The sequence below is a fragment of the Trinickia sp. Y13 genome, assembly GCF_029522115.1.
GTDB lineage: Bacteria > Pseudomonadota > Gammaproteobacteria > Burkholderiales > Burkholderiaceae > Trinickia.
Genome location: NZ_JAKWFK010000002.1, coordinates 280,584 through 299,334, shown reverse-complemented (window position 1 = coordinate 299,334; position 18,751 = coordinate 280,584). Strand labels below are relative to the sequence as shown.

Genomic DNA, 18,751 nt, shown 5'->3' with positions numbered 1-18,751 from the left:
GTCCGTCGTCGCGGCGTGGGGGGATAGCGTATTCACTGCGGCACGTTTCCTTGAATGTGCGAAGCGGGCGCGAGCGCGGCAGGCGAGCCCGTGAGGGGCGCCGGCGCGCCGTTGCGCGGCGAGAGCATCGCGCGGACCCGGCCGCTCGGATTGCCCGGCCCCGCCACGTCTTTGCCCGCGCGCGCGGTGTAGAAGTCGTTTTGGCCGTCGTAGGTGATGACGCTGCCGTGGACTTCATCCACTAGGGTCGTCAAACCTTGCAGGCGGCGAACGGTTGCGCGCGTGGTGAGGGTCGTCAAGTCTTGCTTGCCATCGTAGTCGATTCGCTCGGCGTTGCCCTCGACATATTCGTCGATGCCTTCGCGTTTTTGACGGAAATAGGCGAGATCCTTGCTGCCGGCGGCCATCGTGCCGGTCGCATATTGGTAGCCTTGCGGATCTTGACGCACGTCGACGCGATCGGCCTTGATGAGGATCGTGCCCTTCGTGGCGACGACGTGGCCCGTGAAGATCGTGACCTGTTTCAAATCGTCGTAGGTCATCTTATCCGCCTCGATGTTGAGCGGCTTGTCCTTGTCGGCGCGCTCCGCGTGCGCGGCTGGGCCGAACGCAAAGCTGGCGAGCGCGACCAGCGTCGCTGCGAGTGCGACGCGGGCTGACCGGCGTCCGATAGGCAAGAACGATTCGTTCATTCAGTCACGCTACGAAAAGATGAGTCCCGGCTACTTCGTCCCGGCCGCGGTGCCGCCGCCGGAGATATCCGAAGCCGCGATGGCGCCCCGGACATTGCCGAAAAGCTGCATCACGCGGGTGACATTGTTGTAGTTCATGGCGCTTGCCGTCGCGATCGACAGGCCGCGCCGAAGTTTAACCGGCTTTTCCGTCTCGATCACATCGTCGTTCACGAGCACCCGGAAATGGACCGAGTCGGCTTGCATCTCGGGGTCGCCCGCGCCTGCTGCGCGGACGATGCGCGCGTTATCGTACAAATCGACGATCGAGGCGTCGCCGTTGACGGTGCCGCGCTCGCCGGTGGCGGTCACGATGGGCCTGCCCGGCTGGAACGCCCGGACGGCGGGACGCGTGAGATCGCTGTTCTCGTCGTCTTCGTAATGCACCATCTTGGCCGCCGTCAGCCGGTACTGCGTCGTGCCGGACTGATCGAGCTCGGATACGGAGAAATTGTCCGCGAAGTAATCGGGCGTATGCGTCTTGACACCTGCATCCCCGCGCGCGGCGGGCGGCAGCGTTGCCTGCAGCAGCCAATAAGTGCCGCCTGCCAGCGCAGCCAGCGCGAGCAGCGACAAGAACGACGCGATGCGGGAGGAATTCATGCGGGCGGCGTCCCGCACGCGGCGGCGAGCAGCGCTTCATAGCGGTTCTGCGCGCGCAACAGCGCGTCGCATACTTCGCGCGCCGCGCCTTGCCCGCCGCGCGCCTCCGACACCCAATGCGCGCGAGCGATCACTTCGGGATGGGCGTTGGCCGGGGCGGCGGCGAAGCCGCAGCGCGTGATGACGCCGAGATCGGGCCAATCGTCGCCCATGTAGCCGCATTGCTCGGCCGTGACGTTCGCTTCGCGCATCAACTCGACGAACGTCGCCACTTTATCGGCCGAGCCTTGATGAATGTGCGAGACGCGCAATTCGGTGGCGCGCGCGAGCACGATGTCCGAGCGGCGGCCCGTGATGATTGCCGTTTGGATACCCGCCTCGCCGAGTAGTTTCAGGCCGTGGCCGTCCATCGAGTTGAACGACTTCATGTAGTCGCCTTGAGCCGTAAACATCAGGCTGCCGTCGGTCAGCACGCCGTCGACGTCGAAAATCATCAGCTTGACGCGGCGCGCGCGTTCGCTGGCCGTGAGGGGCGAGGCGGCCATCAGATCACCTTCTTCGAGAACAGGTCGTGCATGTTGAGCGCACCGATCAATTTGCCTTCGCCGTCGACGACGAGCATTTGATTGATGCGGTGACGCTCCATCGATTCGACGGCCTCGACCGCGAGATGGTCGGGGCCGATCGTGCGCGGCGTGCGCGTCATGACGTCGACGATCGGCAAATCGCGGAAATCGCCCGTGCGCTCGAGAACGCGCCGCAGATCGCCGTCGGTGAAGATGCCTTCCACGCGGCCCGCTTCGTCGACGATCGCCGTCATGCCCATGCGCTTGGCCGTCAACTGGAACAAGGCATCGCGCACCGTCGCATCCGCGCCGACCTGCGGCAACTGATCGCCCGTGCGCATCACGTCGCGCACATAGGTGAGCAGCCGCCGGCCCAGCGCGCCGCCCGGGTGGGAGCGCGCGAAATCGTCGGCGCCGAAGCCGCGGGCGTCGAGCACCGCCATTGCGAGCGCATCGCCGAGCGCGAGCGCGGCGGTGGTGCTGGCCGTGGGGGCGAGATCGAGCGGGCACGCTTCCTTCGACACTCCGGCGTACAAGTGCACGTCGGCGAGCTGCGCTAGCGACGATTGCGGCCGGCCGGTCATCGCGATCAGCTTCGCGCCGAGGCGTTTGACGAGCGGCAGGATCGCGACTAGTTCTTCCGATTCGCCGGAATTGGAAAGGCCGATGAAGACGTCGTCCTTCGTCACCATGCCGAGATCGCCGTGGCTCGCTTCGGCTGGGTGCACGAAGAAGGCGGGCGTGCCCGTGCTTGCCAATGTGGCGGCAAGCTTGCGTGCGATGTGGCCGGATTTGCCAATGCCTGAAACGACGACGCGACCGCGGCAGCTCAGGAGTAAGTCGACCGCGGCGACAAAGCGCTCGTCGACTTGTTCGCGAAGCCCGCGCACGGCGTCGGCTTCGATGTCGAGGACTTCCCGGGCGAGCGCCAATGCCCGGTCGCCATTGATTTTCGCTATCATTCGCCGGAGTATAGCAAAGGCATCGTTCGCCCCGCCGGGCCGCGCTCGACCGCCTGGCCCATAGCCGCCTGACGGCGCTCCAAACCGCCGAATGCGCGGCGCGTTGCCCGTGTTCGCGCATTTCGCTGTCGACCGAGGACGCTTCGCACTTGATTTCTCCGCTCGAGATGACGCTCTTCCTGCTGCTTGCATCGGTAGTGGGCGTCGTATTGTTCCGCTCGTTGAATTTGCCGCCGATGCTCGGGTATCTGACGGTGGGCATCGTCGTCGGGCCACATGCGCTCGGTCTCGCGCCCGATTCGGAGCGCGCGCAGAATCTCGCCGAGTTCGGCGTCGTCTTCCTCATGTTCTCGATCGGGCTCGAGTTCTCGCTCGCCAAGCTGCGGGCGATGCGCAGCCTCGTGTTCGGGCTCGGCCTGCTGCAGGTGATCGGCACCGTGGGCGTTTCGGTGTTGGTGGGCTTGTTGCTCGAGCGCTGGATGCATGTGACGTGGCAAGGCGCCATCGCGCTCGGCGGCGCGCTGGCGATGTCGTCGACGGCCATCGTCAGCAAAATGCTCGCCGAGCGCCTCGAAATCGAGACGGAGCACGGGCGCAATATCTTCGGCGTGCTGCTATTCCAAGACTTGGCCGTGGTGCCGCTTTTGATCGTCATCGCCGCGCTAGGCGGCGATTCGCACGATTTGGCGCGAACGCTCGGCATCGCCGCCCTCAAGATCGTGGTCGCGCTCTCGCTGCTGCTCTACGTCGGCCAACGGTTCATGACGCGCTGGTTCAACGTCGTGGCGCGGCGGCGCTCGCAAGAGTTGTTCGTGCTGAACCTCTTGCTCGTCACGCTCGGGGCCGCGTTCATCACGGACAAGTTCGGGCTATCGCTCGCGCTCGGGGCATTCATCGCGGGCATGTTGATCGCGGAAACGCCCTACCGCCACCAAGTGGAAGAGGACATCAAGCCGTTTCGGGACGTATTGCTCGGGCTTTTCTTCGTCACGACGGGCATGTTGCTCGATCCGCGCGTGCTGATCGCGCATCCGCTGCTCGTGCTCGCGTTCTTGATCGGCCCCATGTTGCTGAAGATCGTCATGATCACGGGGCTCGCGCGGGTTTTCGGGGCGACGCCCGGTGTGGCGATGCGCACGGGCTTGGGTCTCGCGCAAGCGGGTGAGTTCGGTTTCGTGCTGCTGAACCTGATTCTGGACAAGCGTCTCGTCGATGCCACGCTGCTGCAGGCGATTCTGGCCGCGATGCTGCTCTCGATGCTGGCCGCGCCATTCTTGATTCAAAACGCCGACCGCATCGTTCTGCGGCTCTCTTCGACGGAATGGATGCAGCAATCGCTGCTCATGACGCGCATCGCCACGCAAAGCCTGCGGCAAAATGCCCACGTGATCATTTGCGGCTACGGTCGCGCAGGGCAGAACCTCGCGCGCATGCTCGAGCACGAAGGATTGCCCTACGTCGCGCTCGATCTGGATCCGGATCGCGTGACGGCGGCCGCGGCGGCGGGCGAATCGGTCGTGTTCGGCGATGCGGCGCGGCGCGAGTCGCTCGTTTCTGCGGGCATCCACCGGGCCGCGGCCGTGGCCATCACGTATGCGAATACGCCTTCGGCCCTGCGCGTGCTGCACCATGTGCATGAGCTCGAGCCGGCGCTGCCTGTCATCGTGCGCACGGTCGACGATGCCGATCTCGAGAAACTGCTCGCAGCGGGCGCGACCGAGGTCATTCCCGAGATCGTCGAAGGCAGTCTCATGCTCGCATCGCACACGCTCGTGCTGATGGGGGTGCCGATGCGACGCGTGGTGCGGCGTGCCGAGGAGCTGCGCGACGCCCGCTACAGCTTGCTGCGCGGCTACTTTCGCGGAGCCGACGATCCGGGCGACGACGACGGCCATGACGCGGTGCGGCTACAATCCGTAGCGGTCGACGGCCATGCCGACGCCGTCGGACGCACGCTCGAGGAACTCGGGTTCGCTTCGATGGGCGTGGAGGTCACGGCGATCCGGCGGCACGGTATTCGCGGCGTCGAGCCGGGCCCGGAGACGAAGCTGCGCGAAGCCGACATCGTCGTGCTGCGCGGGTTGCCCGAGGCGCTGGCGTTGGCCGAGGAGCGCTTGCTGCGCAATCGCCGCGCCGGCGTGTCCACCGTTTGACCGAGGCGCGCTGCCTGCTACCTCACCCATTTCATCAATCGATAGCGGCTGTCCCTTTACGAGGACGGCCGAATCCCTGCGGAGAATTTCATGTCCAATGCGCCCGCCGATGCGCCCCACGACGCCGCCGCGTTCATCAAGAGCCAAATTCGCACGATTCCCGACTGGCCGCTGCCCGGCGTGCAGTTTCGCGATATCACGCCGCTGTTGCAGCGTCCGAAAACGCTGCGGGTGCTCATCGATCTGTTCATCGAGCGCTATGTCGAAGCGAAGCTCGACTACGTCGCGGGTCTCGATGCGCGCGGCTTCATCATCGCGCCGATCGTCGCCTACGAATTGAACCTCGGTTTCATTCCGATTCGGAAGATCGGCAAATTGCCCTATAAGACGGTATCCGAGTCGTATGCGCTCGAATACGGGACGGCCACCGTGGAGATCCACGAGGATGCCTGCGAGCGGGGCAGCCGTGTCGTGATCGTCGACGATCTGATCGCCACGGGCGGCACGATGATGGCAGGCAAGAAACTGCTGGAGCGGCTCGGTGCGGTTGTCGTCGAGGGCGCTGCCATTGTCGATCTGCCCGATTTGGGCGGCTCCAAGCTGCTGCGCGACAGCGGCTTGCCGCTCTATACGGTGACGGATTTTCCGGGGCACTGACGGGCAGGTCGCATCGCTACGCCAGCGTACCCGTGCCCGACGCGCGCCACTCGCTCCATCGAATTCGATAGACCAAATCCAACATGCCGAACCTACCGTTGTTTCTCGCCGCGTCCGTGGCAATCACGGCCGCGCCTGGGCCGGACAATTTGCAAGTGCTCGCGCGCGGGATCTCGCAGGGCCGCGCCGCGGGCCTCGTGGCGGCGTTCGGCTTCGCCGCCGGGCTGATCTTCCATACGACGCTCGCCGCGTTCGGCATTGCGGCGCTCTTGCGCTCGTCGCCGCTCGCGTTCGAGATCGTCAAGATTGCGGGCGGCCTCTATCTGATTTGGGTCGGCGTGAAGGCGCTGACGAGCCGCGGCTTGGCGAGCGCTCACGAGCGCGCTCCCGTGCCGCTTCTCACCGTGTTTCGCCAAAGCGTCGTCGGCAACATGATGAACCCGAAGGTGACGCTGTTCTTCGTCGTGTTTCTGCCGCAGTTCGTCAATCCGGGAGGCACACAGCGCGTCGCCGTCCAGATGATCGAACTTGGCCTCGTTTTCATGCTGCAGGCGCTGGCGATCTTTTCCGCGTTCGGTCTGTTCGCCGGCGCGCTTGGCGCGTGGCTCAAGCGTCGCCCGCGCGCCGGTGTCTGGCTCGACCGGCTCGCGGGCGCGACATTCATCGCGCTTGGGTTGCGCGTGGCCTTGCGCGATTGAGGCAAGATCGATCCTCTCGCCAGCCGTACCGTTAAGGAGTTTCAATGAGCTTGCCCTGCATCGCCCATGCGCGCCGCTTCGAGGCGCAGGCGCACCGTCGGTTTTTCATGGCTTCCGAGCAAGTCGGGTGGATTCGCGAGCACGACGTCGCGCTGCTTGCGCGTTGGCCCGACGTTTTCGAGATCGATGCTGCGGCGGTGACGTTGGCCGCTCGTTTCGATGCGAACGCCGATACCCGGTCCGCGGCGCTGGCCGCTGTCATCGGTGCGCTCGCGGGGCAGGGGCGCATCGTCGGTTGGCGCGACGAGACTTACGCGATTCGCAACACCTTCGACGCCGCGCCGCTCGCTTATATCGAGCGGGCGGCCGCACGCTTCTTCGGCGCGACGACCTACGCGGTGCATTTGAACGGCATCGTAAAATACGCGGGTCGCGCCCCGCAGCTCTGGATCGCGCGCCGCAGCCAGACCAAGGCGACCGACCCGGGCATGCTCGACAACGTGGTCGCGGGCGGCATTGCGTGGGGCTTGTCGATCGAAGAGACGATCGTCAAGGAATGTTGGGAGGAGGCGGGCATCGAAGCGGCCTTGGCCGGCCAGGCCGAACCCGGACGCACCGTGCACGTGCTGCAGTCGCTGCCCGAAGGCACGCAGGCCGAGCAGATCTTCATCTACGATCTGCCGTTGCCCGAGGATTTCGCCCCGCGCAACCAGGATGGCGAAGTGGGCGAACACCGGCTCGCTCGCGTTGAAGAAGTCGCGCGTTGGATCGAGGACGGCGAGATGACCGTCGATGCGAGCCTTGCGACGCTCGACTGCATGCTGCGCCACGGTTGGATCGATGAGGACGCCTGCGCGGGCATCGATACGCTTTTCGCCGCACCGCTCGTCACGCGCTGAATGCGCTCGATACGCAAGCGCCGCGGCAGGGATCAAACACAGGAGTCAACTCGGTCATGTCGACCCAACACAGCTTCATCTTGAAACTATCGTGCCCCGATCGGCCGGGCATCGTCCACGCGGTATCGGGTTTCTTGTTCGAGCGCGGCGCCAATATTCTCGACTCGGCGCAATTCGGAGATAGCCGCACGGGCGAATTTTTCATGCGCGTGCACTTTCAACAAGTGGGCGGCGACCCGGGGCTCGATGCGCTGCGCGAGGCGTTCGCGCCGCTGGCCGCGGAGTTTTCGATGCGATCGGAGATCCACGACGCGGCGCTCAAGCCGAAGGTCGTCATCATGGTCTCGAAGATCGGCCATTGCTTGAACGACTTGCTGTTCCGCTATCGCACGGGTCAACTGCCGATCGAGATTGCCGCGATCATTTCGAATCACAAAGATTTCTATCAGCTCGCGGCGAGTTACGACATTCCGTTTCATCACTTCCCGCTGGTGGATTCGACTGGCGCTGCCAAAGCCGCGCAAGAGGCGCGCGTGCTCGAAGTGATCGATCAACACGCGGCGGATCTGGTCGTGCTCGCGCGCTATATGCAGATCTTGTCGCCGAACTTGTGCGAGCACTTGTCGGGCCGGGCGATCAATATCCATCACTCGTTCTTGCCGAGCTTCAAGGGTGCGAAGCCGTACTACCAGGCGTTCGATCGGGGCGTGAAGTTGATCGGCGCGACCGCCCATTACGTCACGACCGACCTGGACGAAGGTCCGATCATCGAGCAGGAAGTGGAGCGCGTCGATCACAGCATGACGCCCGACCAACTGACCGCGATCGGCCGCGACGTCGAGTGCGTGACACTAGCGCGCGCGGTGAAGTGGCACGTCGAGCATCGGATCGTGTTGAATGGGACGAAAACGGTCGTGTTTCGTTGAGCGCGCGAGCGATCGGCAACGGCGGATGAACGTGCCGTGCGTCTTGGACGACCCATCGATCGTTCGAGACGCAGGTATTGGCGGGACCTTGAGAGCGCGCCAACCTTAAACGAGCCGCAGATAAACGAGTTCGCGTTTGATGTAAGCGTAGAAGATCGGCGCCGCGATGAGCCCCGGCACGCCCGCCGCCGCTTCCATGACGAGCATGGCCAGCAGCAGTTCCCAAGCGCGCGCCTCGATTTGTCCGCCGACGATCCGCGCATTCAGGAAATATTCGAACTTGTGGATCAGCACGAGAAAGACGAGCGAGGAAATGGCCGTTGGCAGGCTGACCGCGAGCGAGACCGCGACGATCAGCGTGTTCGAGATCAGATTGCCGATCACCGGCAGCAGCCCTGCGATGAACGTGACGAGCACGAGCGTCTTCGAGAGCGGCAGCCGCTCATGAAAAACCGGTAACGCGATCAGCAAGTAAAGCGCCGTGAACACCGCGTTGATCGTCGATATCTTGACCTGCGCGAACACGATCCGCCGAAATGCATCCGCAAAGCGCGAGGCGCGCGCGGCGAGCGCCCTGGACAGCGGCAGCCGCTGAATATGACGCTCGCTCGTGATGGCGATCATCGCGCCGATGATCATCCCGAACAGGACATGGCCGAAGCCCCGCGCAACGTTCTTGCCGCCTTGTTGTAGTTGCTCCATGTGCGTATGCACGAGCATCCCGGCCTTTTCTTTCATCTGCGAGACATCGCCCGGCAGCATGGCGGAGAGCCAATCGGGCGAGCGCGAGCGCGCTTGATCGACGATTTGCATGACCTGGTCGAGCAAGTTTTGAATGTTCGGCACCGCGTGCTCGAAGTGCTCGACGATGCCGATCGAGAGGCCCGCCAATCCTCCGACGACGACGGTCGCGATGACCACGACCGCGACCCAGCGCGCGCGTTGGTTGGACATGTGGCGCGCGATGCCGGGCGCGATCGTGTGGACGAGCTGATAGACGAGCATGCCGGCGAGCAGCGCGCCGAGTAGCTTGAAGTGCAGAACGGCCCACATGCCGACGAAGGCGAGTAGATAGCTGCCGATCTCCACTGCCGACAGCGTCGGCAAGCTCATGTCGCTGCTGAGCCGCACGGGACGTCCGACGACCTCCCGAATGCGGGTGTCTTCGGGAGCCTCGTTGCGCTTAGCCATGATATGTCTGGTCTCCAACCGATGTCGGGCGGCGTGACGCGCAACCGCGAACGAGCGCCGCGTTTACCGGCGATCGAGCAGCGGCGCGAGATACCGTCCCGTAAAGCTCGCCTTTGATTTTGCAATCTGCTCCGGCCGGCCTTGAGCGATGATTTGCCCGCCGCCCGCACCGCCTTCCGGACCGAGATCGATGACCCAGTCGGCAGTTTTGATCACATCGAGATTATGCTCGATGATGACCACGGTATTGCCATGATCTCGCAACCGGTGGATGACTTCCAGTAGCAATGCGATGTCGTGGAAGTGCAGCCCCGTGGTGGGCTCGTCGAGAATGTATAGCGTGCGGCCCGTGTCGCGCTTGGACAGCTCGAGCGACAGCTTGACGCGCTGCGCCTCGCCGCCCGAGAGCGTCGTCGCCGATTGGCCGAGCCGGATATAGCCCAGGCCCACATCGAGCAGGGTCTTGAGCTTGCGGGCGATCACGGGCACGGCGCCGAAGAACTCGTGTGCATGCTCGACCGTCATATCGAGCACTTCGCTGATGTTCTTGCCTTTGTACTGAACGTCGAGCGTTTCGCGGTTGTAGCGCTTGCCGTGACAGACGTCGCAGGGAACGTAGACGTCGGGCAGAAAGTGCATTTCCACCTTCAGCACGCCGTCGCCCTGGCAAGCCTCGCAGCGGCCGCCTTTGACGTTGAACGAGAACCGGCCCGGGTCGTAGCCGCGTTCCTTCGCGGCGGGCACGCCCGCGAACAGCTCCCGGATCGGCGTGAACAGCCCCGTGTACGTGGCAGGATTCGAGCGCGGCGTGCGGCCGATCGGCGATTGATCGACGTTGATGACCTTGTCGAAGTGCTCCAACCCCTCGATTTGCTCGTAGGGAGCCGGTTCGGTCGACGAGCCGTACAAATGCTGGGCGACCGCGTGATACAGCGTGTCGTTGATCAGCGTGGACTTGCCCGAGCCCGAGACGCCCGTGACGCAGGTCAAGAGCCCCACCGGCAGGTCGAGCGTGACGCGCTTCAAGTTGTTGCCGTACGCCTCGACGATGCGCAGACGCCGCTCGTCGGGCTCTTTGCGCTCATCGGGAAACTCGATGCGGCGCTCGCCCGCGAGGTATTGGCCCGTCAGCGAAGCCGGATCTTCCTGCACTTCGCCCGGCGTGCCTTCGGCGATGATCATGCCGCCGTGCTCCCCCGCGCCCGGACCCATGTCGACGACATAATCGGCCATACGGATCATGTCCTCGTCGTGTTCGACGACGATGACCGAATTGCCCAGATCGCGCAGATGCTTGAGCGTTGCGATCAGACGGTCGTTGTCGCGCTGATGCAGGCCGATCGAGGGTTCGTCGAGCACGTACATGACGCCCGTCAAACCCGAGCCGATTTGGGAGGCGAGGCGAATGCGCTGCGCCTCGCCGCCCGAGAGCGTATCGGCGCTGCGCTCGAGCGAAAGGTAATCGAGCCCGACGTTGTTGAGGAACATCAGGCGCGCGACGATTTCCTTGACGACTTTCTCGCCGATCTCGCGCTTGGCGCCTTCGAGCTTGAGCGTTTGGAAGTAGCCGAGCGCGTCGCGCAACGGCCAGCCGCTCACTTCGTAGATCGCGCGCGCGTCGCCGTCCATCCCGAGCCGCACGAAGCGCGCCTCGCGGCGCAGGCGAGTGCCGTTGCAAGAGGGGCAGGCTTGATTGTTCTGATACTTCGCGAGCTCTTCGCGCACGGCAGCCGAATCCGTTTCGCGATAGCGGCGCTCGAGATTCGGAATGATGCCTTCGAACACATGCTCGCGCACGGTCGCGCGCCCGCGCTCGTTGATATACGAGAACGGGATTTGCTCCTTGCCCGAGCCGAACAGGATCAGCTTGCGGATTTTCTCCGGCAAATCCTCGAAGGGTGTATCGATCTCGAATTCGTAGAACGCCGCGAGGCTTTGCAGCATCTGGAAGTAGAACTGATTGCGGCGGTCCCAGCCTTTGACCGCGCCGGCCGCGAGCGACAGCGACGGATGCGCGACGACGCGCTTCGGATCGAAGAACGTGATTTGGCCTAGTCCGTCGCAATCCGGGCATGCGCCCATCGGATTATTGAACGAGAACAGGCGCGGCTCGAGTTCGGGCAGCGAGTACGAGCAGATCGGGCAGGCGAATTTCGAGCTGAATAGGTGCTCTTTATCCGTATCCATTTCGAGCGCGATCGCGCGGCCGTCGGCCAGGCGCAAGGCCGTTTCGAACGATTCGGCCAAGCGCTGCTTCATATCGGGACGTACCTTCAGCCGATCGACGACGACATCGATCGAATGCTTGTCGTTCTTTTTGAGCTTGGGCAGGGAATCGACGTCGTAGATGTGCGCCGAGCCTTCGTTGGCCGTGCCGCCTCCCGAGCGAATCCGGAACCGGATGAAGCCTTGCGCCTGCATTTGCTCGAATAGCTCCGCGTGCTCGCCCTTGCGGTTCGCCACCACGGGGGCGAGGATCATGAGCTTCGTTTCCTCGGGCAGGGCGAGGGCGGCGTCGACCATTTGCGAGACGCTTTGCGCCTCAAGCGCGATCTCGTGCTCGGGGCAGTACGGCGTGCCGACGCGCGCATAGAGCAAACGCAAATAGTCGTGAATTTCGGTGACTGTGCCGACCGTCGAGCGCGGATTGTGCGACGTCGCCTTTTGCTCGATCGAGATGGCGGGCGACAGGCCCTCGATCAGGTCGACATCGGGCTTCTCCATCAGTTGCAGGAACTGGCGCGCGTAGGCCGAAAGGCTCTCCACGTAACGACGCTGACCCTCTGCATAGAGGGTGTCGAACGCCAGCGACGACTTGCCCGAACCGGACAAGCCGGTGATCACGATGAGCTGGTGGCGGGGCAGATCGAGATTGACGTTCTTCAGGTTGTGGGTGCGCGCCCCACGGATACGAATCTGTTCCATGAACCTGGGGAAGGGAGGGGGCCAAACCTGCTACTATAACGACTTTTCCAGACCGCCGTTACAGCGTCCTTACAGCGGGCGGGAGCGCATGAGCCCACGCTCGCTATATTTGCAGCCCCCGGCGGGTTGCCGCGCTCGAGGCGGCCCGGCGCCCAAAGGCGCACCGAAAGCCGGCCCTTAGGGGGAAGTCCTCTTGCGGGGGCGGCCCGAACGGGATTCACTTGGGGGCTGGCTGTGGCCTAAAGGCGTCGCCCCGGTTTCTTCCACGCTCGCTTCCGATGTCGAATCCGTCCGTTACATCCTCGCGTATGAGCGCGCCCGAGTTGCGCGCCACGGTTTCGCTTGCCGGCATTTTTGCGCTGCGCATGCTGGGCCTGTTCATGATCATGCCCGTCTTCTCGGTGTACGCGAAGACGATCCCCGGCGGCGAAAACGTCCTGCTCGTGGGCATCGCGCTCGGCGCGTACGGCGTGACGCAGTCGCTCTTGTACATCTTTTACGGCTGGGCGTCCGACAAGCTCGGGCGCAAGCCCGTCATCGCCACCGGCTTGTTGATCTTCGCGCTCGGCAGCTTCGTCGCGGCGATGGCTCACGATATGACGTGGATCATCGTGGGCCGCGTGATTCAGGGCATGGGGGCGGTATCTTCCGCCGTGATCGCGTTCATCGCCGATCTGACGGCCGAGGAGCACCGCACGAAGGCGATGGCGATGGTGGGCGGCAGCATCGGCATCTCGTTTGCCGTGGCGATCGTCGGCGCGCCGATCGTCTATCAGTGGGTTGGGATGAACGGCTTGTTCGCGCTCGTGGGCGGGTTGTCGCTGCTCGCCATCGGCGTGGTGCTGTGGGTCGTGCCCGACGCGCCCAAGCCCGTGCACGTGCGTGCGCCGTTCGCGGAGGTGCTGCGCAACGTCGAGCTGCTGCGGTTGAATTTCGGCGTGCTCGTGTTGCACGCCACCCAAACGGCGCTGTTTCTGGTGGTGCCGCGCATTCTCGTGGCGGGTGGCCTGCCTGTCGCCTCGCACTGGGAAGTGTACTTGCCGGTCATGGGCCTTTCGTTCGTCATGATGGTGCCGGCCATTATCGCGGCCGAGAAACGGGGCAAGATGAAGCCCGTGCTCTGCGGCGCCATCACGCTTATCCTGATCGGCCAATTGCTGCTCGGCACGGCGCCGCATACGATCTTGTCCGTGGCTGCGATTCTGTTCGTGTACTTCCTGGGTTTCAATATTCTCGAGGCGTCGCAGCCTTCGCTCGTGTCGAAGCTTGCGCCCGGCACGCGCAAGGGCGCGGCAGCGGGTGTGTACAACACGACGCAGTCGATCGGCCTTGCGTTGGGTGGCGTCGTGGGCGGCTGGCTGATGAAGTCGGTCGGTCAAGACGCCGTGTTCTATGCATGCTCGGGCCTCGTGCTGGGCTGGCTTATAATCGCCGCCAATATGAAGCCTGTGCGTAAGATTTGACGCGGCTCTACGCGTCGCGTGCTTGGCGCTCGGGCAGCGGGCGCCGTCGCGCAATGGATTAACTGGAGAGACTCATGGCATCCGTAAATAAGGTCATCCTCGTCGGCAACCTCGGGGCCGATCCTGAAATTCGTTACCTGCCGAGCGGGGACGCCATCGCCAATATCCGGCTGGCTACGACGGATCGCTACAAGGACAAGGCATCGGGCGAAATGAAGGAAGCGACGGAGTGGCACCGCGTTGCATTCTTCGGGCGCCTTGCCGAGATCGTCGGCGAGTATTTGAAGAAGGGTTCGGCCGTGTATATCGAAGGCCGGTTGCGTACGCGCAAGTGGCAAGGGCAGGATGGGCAGGATCGGTATTCGACCGAGATCGTCGCCGATCAAATGCAAATGCTTGGCGGCCGCGGCGGTGCTGGCGGCGGCATGGGCGGTGGGGACGATGGCGGCTATAGCCGCGAGCCGGCCGAGCAGCGTGGCGGTGGTCGCGCGATGGGCGGCGGTGGTCGTAGCGGGGGGAGTGGCGGTGGCGGCGGTGGTGCTAGCCGGCCGAGCCAGCCCGCAGCGGGCGGCGGGCTCGATGATATGGATGACGATATTCCGTTCTAAGCGGAAGCCGTCCATCGGCTGCTGAACCCGGGCCGGAAAAACCAAGCGCGATCAAAGGATTGCGTGCGGCTTTTCCGGCCTTTTTCTTTTGGTCCGCGGTTCGCCGAGTGGCTGACTTGCTTTGCCGTCAGCGCTATATCGTCTCATTCATGCCTTTGACTCCCGGCGAGACGCTCACGCGCGTTGTTGATCGCACAACAAATGTTGCTCAAACTGCTACGATACGGGAAGCAATGTTGGCCAGTATCCATCTCGTTCGCGAGCGCATCGCCGTGGTGATCCGCGTAGAAACAAGCCTATTGGATATCGTGACGCGCCGGAAGGGCTGCAGATACGTCGTAGCCGGTCCTTATGCCTAGGCGTCAATCGATCTGTCGTTGAGCGTGTACATTGGCACGAGGCCGCTTGCCGAAAAAGCCGCGCCTGTCCCCTAGCCGCCGCGATATCGCGCGCTCAAGTCCGCCGCCCGCTTATCGAAGGCGGAAGTCAGGCATTGCGTGTTCACGCAATCATGAACAACCGACTCCAGCCAACGTTCCTGCTCGATCCGAATTCCGTTGTCGACGCCGCCCAGCCGCCGTTGCGCCGCCTCGTATTCCATGAGCTCGCGTCGGTAGCTTTCGGCCAACGCGGGGTTCTGGCATACCTTCTTGCCGAAGAACGTTCCGTCGTCTTTGCAAGCAACGACAGGGGCACTATCTACCGTATTCGCTGCTACCACTCGGTTGCGCAGCGAGGGACTCGTTGACCGTGCCACCGCTTCAGGCTGTATCGGCATTCGGCTCGGATTTTCCGCGGGCGGTTGCACGATTGGCTTGGCGCCGCGAGGGGTAGGGGCGGGGTGAGTGGCCGTCCGCATGTGTGCTAGCAACTGCGGAAGCGGAGTCGAGGGATCGAGCGTTTCCTGCCGCTCATAGCGGGCAATCGCCGCAGTCGTGAGCAGGCCGAAATTGCCGTCGGCTTGCCCATGAAGATAGCCATGAGCGATCAGGAAACGTTGTACTGCGCGGCGAGTGTCGGCTGGCTGTTCAGTGCTGGCCGACGCTGTTGCCGGCGTCGAGTTGGCCAACCCGGCGAACAATCGGTGCGCGCCGCTCCCCGGCGACGTATGTGCAATCGCGTAATCAAGAACGGGTGTCGTCACGGTCCGGATATTCGGCACCCATTGCATGGCTGCCGCCGCTCCGTAGAGGGCGCCGACGAACGATGCCGACATGGCGAAAAGGCAAGCGCCCTTGAAAGGCGCCCAGTTGCGACCGCGCTGCCGGTACTCGGGCGGTACCTTGAGCCTGAAGAGAGAACTGACCGCAGCGCTCAATATCCAGCCTGCCGGCGACACGACGAGCATCGCCACAGCCGCGCCCGCCACGGCGACACATAGCGGTAAGACCGCATGCAGCGGATTGGCCGGCGAGAACGCCGTGAAGGCGTTCGCCGCGTAGACAAAGCTTGCGATGGACGGGACGAGTGCCACCAATGCCCAGGCAGCACGTGAATTGGCCGGCGATACCTTGTCCAAAGTATGCAGGAACGCAGTAGCAATTGCGCTCGCTGCCTCTCTCGAGATAAATCCCTCAGCGACTCGAATTACCGCAGGCGCAGGATTCGAGCGGGCATCCTTTCCTAGCTTCGCGACGCTTTGCAACGCGTTGTCGAGTATGGGGACCCCGCGAAACACTGCGAAGAGGCGTTTGGCCTGCCGACGAATGCCCGTACGACCGCGTTTGGCCCCGCTTGCTAGCGATGCGATGTCCTCGAGTTCGCGCGCCAACAGCTGATCGAACACCGGCGGCGTTTTGATCGGAATGACATGTGTGCCCGCAGCGGCAACCGTGTAGTCGACTCTAGCGACGGCGATGCCTAGTTCGACGACGTCTGCCGTGCCCGTGTAGCGCACGACCCAGTGGTCGCTTTCGCTGTATTCGCTGCCGGCAAGGTCGAGCGGCACCAGTTCGCGTACCGTGCGCGGTCCCCTCGACTCCATTGCACGCACCAACGCGTCCGCAGCCAGGCCAGTATGTTTTGGTACGTGCCATGTCGGTCGGGCGATTGCCCTCACGTGGCAGACATCCGTGAAGAAGCCGTGTCCAGCGCATGCATTGCACGTTTGCTTACCTGAGCCGCCGCAGCTCGTGCAAACGACGCGTCCGCCACCGCCGCACGAAGAACACGTACGCTGAACTACCTGCGAGTAGCTTTCGTGGCGGTGACCGTTCCAGCGCGTGTGCGTGATCGTCTCGTTGTGCCAACCGGCGCCACCGCATCCGCCGCAACTTCTTTTGCCTCTGCCGATGCAAGCGCCGCACGCGATTCTCCCGCTTCCGGTGCAGGCTCCGCACTGACGGAACAGTGAGTACGAGCCGAAATCATGTACCGGCTGGACTGCCGAAGACAATTCGAGCGCCCCGGCCCCAGCAGCATCGATACGCTGCATGAAGGCGCCGCGAATGTCTCGACTGTGCACCGCCTGCTGACACAGCCGTTGAAGATGGTTTTGATAGTCGGCGGCCCGATAGCCAAAATGGCCATTTGCAACCGAGGCGTTGCCTTTCAACGTCGACGTCGTCAGGTCGTGCTCGAATTGCCAGGCGACGTAGGCCGTTGCCGTGTACTTCTCGCTCGACTCGCTGGTCGGCCGTATGTCGCTCGCGTCTACGTGGTTGCCACCGAAGAGCTTGCGTAGGTTTTGCAGTAGCGTTTTGCCGTGTCGGCCAAGTTGCATTTTAGATTTCGTTCAATCCAGGGAGTCGGCAACGCTCGAATGGGTCGCCTGGGTTCACCGCCATCTGCTCTTGGAACCGCTCGGCTATATCCCACCCGTTGAAGCTGAAACAAACGATTACCGGCGACTCTGCGATGCAGCTGCCGTGCCGGCCTCAACTTGAACGAACCCGCCCCGACGATTCCCGGGGCGGTTCAACCATCGCTCCTCGATCAATTCACTTTTTCACCGCTATCCTGCGCGGCCGTGGCAGCGCCCGTCGCGGAAGCCGCCTCCGGCGCCGAGGCTTGATCGGGCGCATCTTCATCCTTGATGACATAGCGCGGATTATGGACCCAGCGACTCAAGTCTTTACTTATGACCACAGCCGTGCGGTCGAGAATCGAGCACGTGCCTTTGAAGGCGCCCCACATTCCGCCGACAGACCAGCGTTTGAACTTCGTGTGCCGCACGACCTGGCCGTTGTCGATGAGATCGGCGGACAGCGAGATGGCTTTGGGCCCCGTCCATGCGCCGCCGCCCACGCCCATCACGTAGGTGATCTGCAGCTTTAGGATCTCGGCATCGCCCGCTGCGCCGTTCGCTTCGATCGTCCCTTCGCCAGTTCGATTGAGCCGGCGAAGCGCCTCTCCGACGTGGCGCGTCAACATATCGTCGATGTGGCACTCGTCCTTGACTCGCTCGACGACGCCTGCGCCCGCGGCGTAGGTGACGGGCGTTTCGAGTAGAACCTGTCTGCGCTCGCCTGCGAAGACCGAGGTGGACGCCAGGCACAAGGCAATCAAAAGAAAGCGTTTCATTGAATTATCGATCCCCGAATGTAGTCGGCCGATATTGTCGCATAGGACATTCATAATAAATGCGATGCGAGCATTCCAAGCGATGCGTGCCACGCCAACGAGACGCTGGCGTGTTAGACGGCATTGCCAGTGCCGCCCGTAAAGCGGTGGTGAAAGAATGAGGAGGCTGGTTTGACGACGAACAGTCTCATCTCATTTTGCTAAAGCGTCATATGGTCGCATAAGAAAAGATGAAGTCCGTAACCACCCGGCCGCGTGGTTTCCCAATCCCCGTAGTCGCGAACTTCGATGGCCGGTGCTAGATAGGGAGTCGGCAGCGCGGGCAAGCAATGCCGCCATGTGCCTGCGTGATAGTATTTCGCGGCCGGCAAATTCGAAGCGAGGAAATTCCGTGTGAGCCAACAGAGCGATCTGGCAGTCCTGCTGCGCGAGATGGCGCCGCGGTTGGCGTCGCCGCACTATGTGTTCTGCAGCTTTGCCGATCACCGCCTGCCCGATGGGCTCGATCCGATTTGCCTCTTCCGCGAAGCCGAAGGGCTTACGGCCATCGTCGAGAAAGAGGTCGCCGAATCGCGGTGCTTGCCGTATTCCTTCGAGTCGCGCTTGATCACGCTCGAGGTCCACTCCGACCTCGCCGCAGTCGGTTTCTTGTCGTCGGTGTCCACCGCCCTAGCCGAGGCCGGCATTGCCTGCAACGCCGTTTCGGCCTTTTACCATGATCATCTGTTCGTCCCGGTCCAGCATGCCGCGCGGGCAATGGCCGTGCTTTATTCGATCACGACCGGTACGGCGCCCCGAGAAGGGCTTTAGCGCCGTCGATGTGCGTGATCGTGCCGCTCGCCGCTCC

The 18,751-nt window shown here is 63.3% G+C and carries 17 protein-coding genes and 1 pseudogene; 10 read left to right on the top strand and 8 right to left on the bottom strand.

Annotated elements, in window-relative coordinates; translation table 11 throughout:
• Positions 1-32: 32 nt before the first annotated feature.
• Genes lptA through kdsD form a run of 4 tightly spaced genes read right to left on the bottom strand, consistent with a single transcriptional unit; the run spans position 33 to position 2,862 of the window.
• Entirely contained in the window at positions 33-692 is a 660-nt protein-coding gene (gene lptA / locus MMB74_RS04420; protein WP_277427385.1) for a lipopolysaccharide transport periplasmic protein LptA, read from the bottom strand.
• A 30-nt stretch (positions 693-722) separates the two neighbouring features.
• A complete protein-coding gene (gene lptC / locus MMB74_RS04415; protein ID WP_277427384.1) occupies positions 723-1,334 on the bottom strand; it encodes an LPS export ABC transporter periplasmic protein LptC in 612 nt (203 codons plus the stop codon).
• Entirely contained in the window at positions 1,331-1,879 is a 549-nt protein-coding gene (locus MMB74_RS04410) for an HAD family hydrolase (RefSeq protein WP_277427383.1), read from the bottom strand. The genes lptC and MMB74_RS04410 overlap by 4 nt, the downstream gene beginning before the upstream one ends.
• Positions 1,879-2,862, bottom strand: a complete 984-nt coding sequence (gene kdsD / locus MMB74_RS04405) for an arabinose 5-phosphate isomerase KdsD (protein ID WP_277427382.1) — start codon at positions 2,860-2,862, stop codon at positions 1,879-1,881. The genes MMB74_RS04410 and kdsD overlap by 1 nt, the downstream gene beginning before the upstream one ends.
• A gap of 149 nt (positions 2,863-3,011) precedes the next feature.
• Between kdsD and MMB74_RS04400 the strand changes: the two genes are divergently transcribed.
• From MMB74_RS04400 to purU, 5 genes are all read left to right on the top strand, one after another.
• Positions 3,012-5,015, top strand: a complete 2,004-nt coding sequence (locus tag MMB74_RS04400) for a monovalent cation:proton antiporter family protein (RefSeq protein WP_277427381.1) — start codon at positions 3,012-3,014, stop codon at positions 5,013-5,015.
• A gap of 90 nt (positions 5,016-5,105) precedes the next feature.
• On the top strand, positions 5,106-5,672 hold the full coding sequence (locus MMB74_RS04395; RefSeq protein WP_277427380.1) for an adenine phosphoribosyltransferase: 567 nt from the start codon (positions 5,106-5,108) through the stop codon (positions 5,670-5,672).
• 83 nt (positions 5,673-5,755) lie between these two features.
• The gene (locus tag MMB74_RS04390; RefSeq protein WP_277427379.1) at positions 5,756-6,370 is read left to right on the top strand and encodes a LysE family translocator; all 615 of its coding nucleotides are present in this window, start codon (positions 5,756-5,758) and stop codon (positions 6,368-6,370) included.
• Positions 6,371-6,414: 44 nt separating this feature from the next.
• Positions 6,415-7,269: an NUDIX hydrolase family protein gene (locus MMB74_RS04385; protein WP_277427378.1), complete on the top strand. Its 855-nt coding sequence runs from the start codon at positions 6,415-6,417 to the stop codon at positions 7,267-7,269.
• 56 nt (positions 7,270-7,325) lie between these two features.
• Positions 7,326-8,195, top strand: a complete 870-nt coding sequence (purU, locus tag MMB74_RS04380) for a formyltetrahydrofolate deformylase (RefSeq protein ID WP_277427377.1) — start codon at positions 7,326-7,328, stop codon at positions 8,193-8,195.
• 105 nt (positions 8,196-8,300) lie between these two features.
• Here the strand turns inward: purU and MMB74_RS04375 are convergent, their stop codons facing one another.
• Complete coding sequence (locus MMB74_RS04375) at positions 8,301-9,386, bottom strand: hypothetical protein (protein ID WP_277427376.1); 1,086 nt, start codon at positions 9,384-9,386, stop codon at positions 8,301-8,303.
• 63 nt (positions 9,387-9,449) lie between these two features.
• Complete coding sequence (gene uvrA, locus MMB74_RS04370) at positions 9,450-12,311, bottom strand: excinuclease ABC subunit UvrA (RefSeq protein ID WP_277427375.1); 2,862 nt, start codon at positions 12,309-12,311, stop codon at positions 9,450-9,452.
• 308 nt (positions 12,312-12,619) lie between these two features.
• Here uvrA and MMB74_RS04365 point away from each other — a divergent pair, with 308 nt between their 5' ends.
• Complete coding sequence (locus MMB74_RS04365) at positions 12,620-13,774, top strand: MFS transporter (RefSeq protein ID WP_277427720.1); 1,155 nt, start codon at positions 12,620-12,622, stop codon at positions 13,772-13,774.
• Between the two features lie 74 nt (positions 13,775-13,848).
• Complete coding sequence (locus MMB74_RS04360) at positions 13,849-14,382, top strand: single-stranded DNA-binding protein (RefSeq protein ID WP_277427374.1); 534 nt, start codon at positions 13,849-13,851, stop codon at positions 14,380-14,382.
• Positions 14,383-14,812: 430 nt separating this feature from the next.
• Here the strand turns inward: MMB74_RS04360 and MMB74_RS04355 are convergent, their stop codons facing one another.
• Positions 14,813-16,366, bottom strand: coding sequence for a peptidoglycan-binding domain-containing protein (locus tag MMB74_RS04355; protein ID WP_277427373.1), 1,554 nt, complete (start codon positions 16,364-16,366; stop codon positions 14,813-14,815).
• 384 nt (positions 16,367-16,750) lie between these two features.
• On the opposite strand from MMB74_RS04355, the gene MMB74_RS04350 reads away from it, so the two are divergent.
• On the top strand, positions 16,751-17,065 hold the full coding sequence (locus MMB74_RS04350) for a hypothetical protein (protein ID WP_277427742.1): 315 nt from the start codon (positions 16,751-16,753) through the stop codon (positions 17,063-17,065).
• Positions 17,066-17,117: 52 nt separating this feature from the next.
• A pseudogene (locus MMB74_RS04345) lies at positions 17,118-17,267 on the top strand (IS3 family transposase); the annotation flags it as partial.
• Between the two features lie 49 nt (positions 17,268-17,316).
• Here the strand turns inward: MMB74_RS04345 and MMB74_RS04340 are convergent.
• Complete coding sequence (locus tag MMB74_RS04340; RefSeq protein WP_277427372.1) at positions 17,317-17,904, bottom strand: hypothetical protein; 588 nt, start codon at positions 17,902-17,904, stop codon at positions 17,317-17,319.
• A 393-nt stretch (positions 17,905-18,297) separates the two neighbouring features.
• Between MMB74_RS04340 and MMB74_RS04335 the strand changes: the two genes are divergently transcribed.
• Positions 18,298-18,714 carry an ACT domain-containing protein gene (locus MMB74_RS04335; protein ID WP_277427371.1) on the top strand — a complete coding sequence of 139 codons (417 nt, stop codon included), beginning with the start codon at positions 18,298-18,300 and terminating at the stop codon, positions 18,712-18,714.
• Positions 18,715-18,751: the final 37 nt, after the last annotated feature.